Annotated in this window: 3 protein-coding genes and 1 pseudogene; all 4 read left to right on the forward strand. The window is 35.4% G+C overall.

Annotated elements, in window-relative coordinates; translation table 11 throughout:
• Nucleotides 1-178 (forward strand): PTS system mannose/fructose/sorbose family transporter subunit IID (locus IV36_RS12100; protein ID WP_187328443.1); only part of this gene is annotated, 178 nt, incomplete at its 5' end.
• A gap of 15 nt (nt 179-193) precedes the next feature.
• The gene (locus tag IV36_RS12105; RefSeq protein ID WP_155807911.1) at nt 194-367 is read left to right on the forward strand and encodes a hypothetical protein; all 174 of its coding nucleotides are present in this window, start codon (nt 194-196) and stop codon (nt 365-367) included.
• A gap of 321 nt (nt 368-688) precedes the next feature.
• Nucleotides 689-982, forward strand: coding sequence for a hypothetical protein (locus IV36_RS09210; RefSeq protein ID WP_056991920.1), 294 nt, complete (start codon nt 689-691; stop codon nt 980-982).
• A 64-nt stretch (nt 983-1,046) separates the two neighbouring features.
• A pseudogene (locus IV36_RS09220) lies at nt 1,047-2,116 on the forward strand (IS3 family transposase).
• Nucleotides 2,117-2,205 lie beyond the last annotated feature (89 nt).

The following is a 2,205-nucleotide window of genomic DNA, read 5'->3' on the forward strand; positions in this document are numbered from 1 at the left end:
CAAGACGACAATTACTACTTTTCAACAGATACTTGATCAGTTATGTCCTGGACTTCCCGCACTAGGTTTGACAGTACTAATGATGTATCTTTTGAAGAAAAAAGTTAATCCAATAATTTTAATTTTCGGACTTTTTGGAGTTGGTATATTAGGGTACGGGTTAGGGATACTTAAGTAGTTTAGGAGTGATTCGATGACTGAGAATATTATTGCGTCACTGACTGGAGTATTATTGATTTTCTCAGGTTTTCTTTCTAAGAATGTCAGATTCAAAGAAATGGGGAAACCAAAGAATCATAAGATTAACTATCTTTATATTTTTGCTGGAATAATACTTATTATCAGCGGAATAATACAGCAATTTTGAGAGTTGAAATTATATGCACTAGTTTGATATTTGAAGAACCCAATTTTTGAGATAATTGTAGTAGGGAATCCAGTCGAAAGAAAGTCAATGAGAAATATTTTTAATTATTATTATGGAACTCATTCTTGAATTGGGTTCCTTTTTATTTGTTGCAAATATAGTGTTGTTGTTAAAAAATGAATAACGGCGGTGTATCAATGATTATGATTATAAAAAAGTAGATATCGTATTTTTATTAGATTAAAAACTCAATAAAATTTCCGATATACAGATATGTATGAATAGTGTCCCTAATAACATTACATGGCAGGAGAGTATTTTATGATGAGAGATATCAAAACGAAGCATAGTATCGGACAATATGTAAGATATATTTTACTTTTCACAATCTTGATGGCTTTGATAGTTGTACTAACTGGGTCGTATTTTACTAGTCGTAAGCTGTTGACGAAGCGAAATCTGTTGAGTCAGCAAGGGGCTGCGGTTAATTTAATGGCTGAAGAAAAAACGATTCATACTTCAACTATTGATGTTTTACAAAAGTTGGCCAATGAGGATGCTTTTAGCGGAGAGAAATATCAGCTTAGTCAAGTAAAACAAGTGCTCCTATACTGAAATTTGGTACCAAAATCATTAGATTTTGTGTCATAATGATAAAAATCAGAATAGGAGTTTTTTTATGAAATATTATTCAGATGAATTTAAAAACAACATCGTTAAGCTTTATCACAATGAAAATCGTTCAAAGAAATCCTTAGCCAATGAATATGGGGTTCATCCAACCACCATCAGTCATTGGATCAAGCGGGCCAAATTAGTTGAACTACCTGACGGTGGCGTAACGAGTGTTGAAGCCTTCAAGCAACTACAGAAAGAAAACCAGCAGTTAAAAGAAGAAAATGAAATTTTAAAAGCAGCGGCGGTGTTACTGGGAAGGCATTAGGCAAAGTTAAAGCCATAGACTTTATCAACGAACAATTATGTAAACACCGCCTCTGGATAATCTTGAAAGCCTTAGGGCTTTCTAAAAGTACGTATTATCATTGGAAACACTATCAGACAAGTCGTCATGATAAACAAGATACGATTTTAAAAAGCCAGATCTTTGAAATTTGGAAAAATAATTATAAAGCCTATGGGTACCCTCGGATCACAATTGCCATGAGAAGACTTGGTGTAGTCATTGGCCCCAATCGTGTCTACCGATTAATGCAGGAGTTAGGCATTCGATCACTAATGGGGCGGCGTTTTAAGAAGCCAGGCACTCATGTAGATTATTCTCAACGGCCTAACTTGATTAAGAACCATCCAATCGGAACTATTTGGCGTGCTGACATAACCTACCTAGAACTAAGACCAGGCACTTGGGTTTATCTAAGTACCATCTTTGACCAAGCTAGTAAGTAAATCATCGCTTTCAACATTGGCAAGGAGATGGCATCGAAACTGATTATTAAGACATTGTTGCAAGCCTTGAGCAGGGCTTCTAAGCCAACCTTTTTGCACTCTGATATGGGTTCACAATACACCAGTATTGCTTATGAAGGCCTGTTAAAGCGGCACCTGATTAGGCATTCATATTCCAAACAAGGTTATCCATATGATAACGGTCCGCTCGAAGCTTTCCATTCGCTACTTAAACGAGAATTTATTTTTCAAACACGTTTTACTAGTTTTGAGGACTTAGTCCTCAGAGTTGAAAATTACATTAACTGGTATAACACCGAAAGAATTAGGATAAACGGCTAATTTTTTTAGTACCAAAACTTGACGTAGGAGCAGTAATTTGAGGTTCGGATTACCAAGTCCTCAAAATTGGAAAAAGTTGTTTGAAAGGC

Source organism: Liquorilactobacillus mali (assembly GCF_001437155.1).
Classification (GTDB): Bacteria; Bacillota; Bacilli; order Lactobacillales; family Lactobacillaceae; genus Liquorilactobacillus; species Liquorilactobacillus mali_A.

What these genes read in the sequence shown, in the direction of transcription:
- IV36_RS12105 (WP_155807911.1), top strand. Translation starts at nt 194, where the DNA reads ATGACTGAGAATATTATTGCGTCACTGACTGGAGTATTATTGATTTTC.
- IV36_RS09210 (WP_056991920.1), top strand. Translation starts at nt 689, where the DNA reads ATGATGAGAGATATCAAAACGAAGCATAGTATCGGACAATATGTAAGA.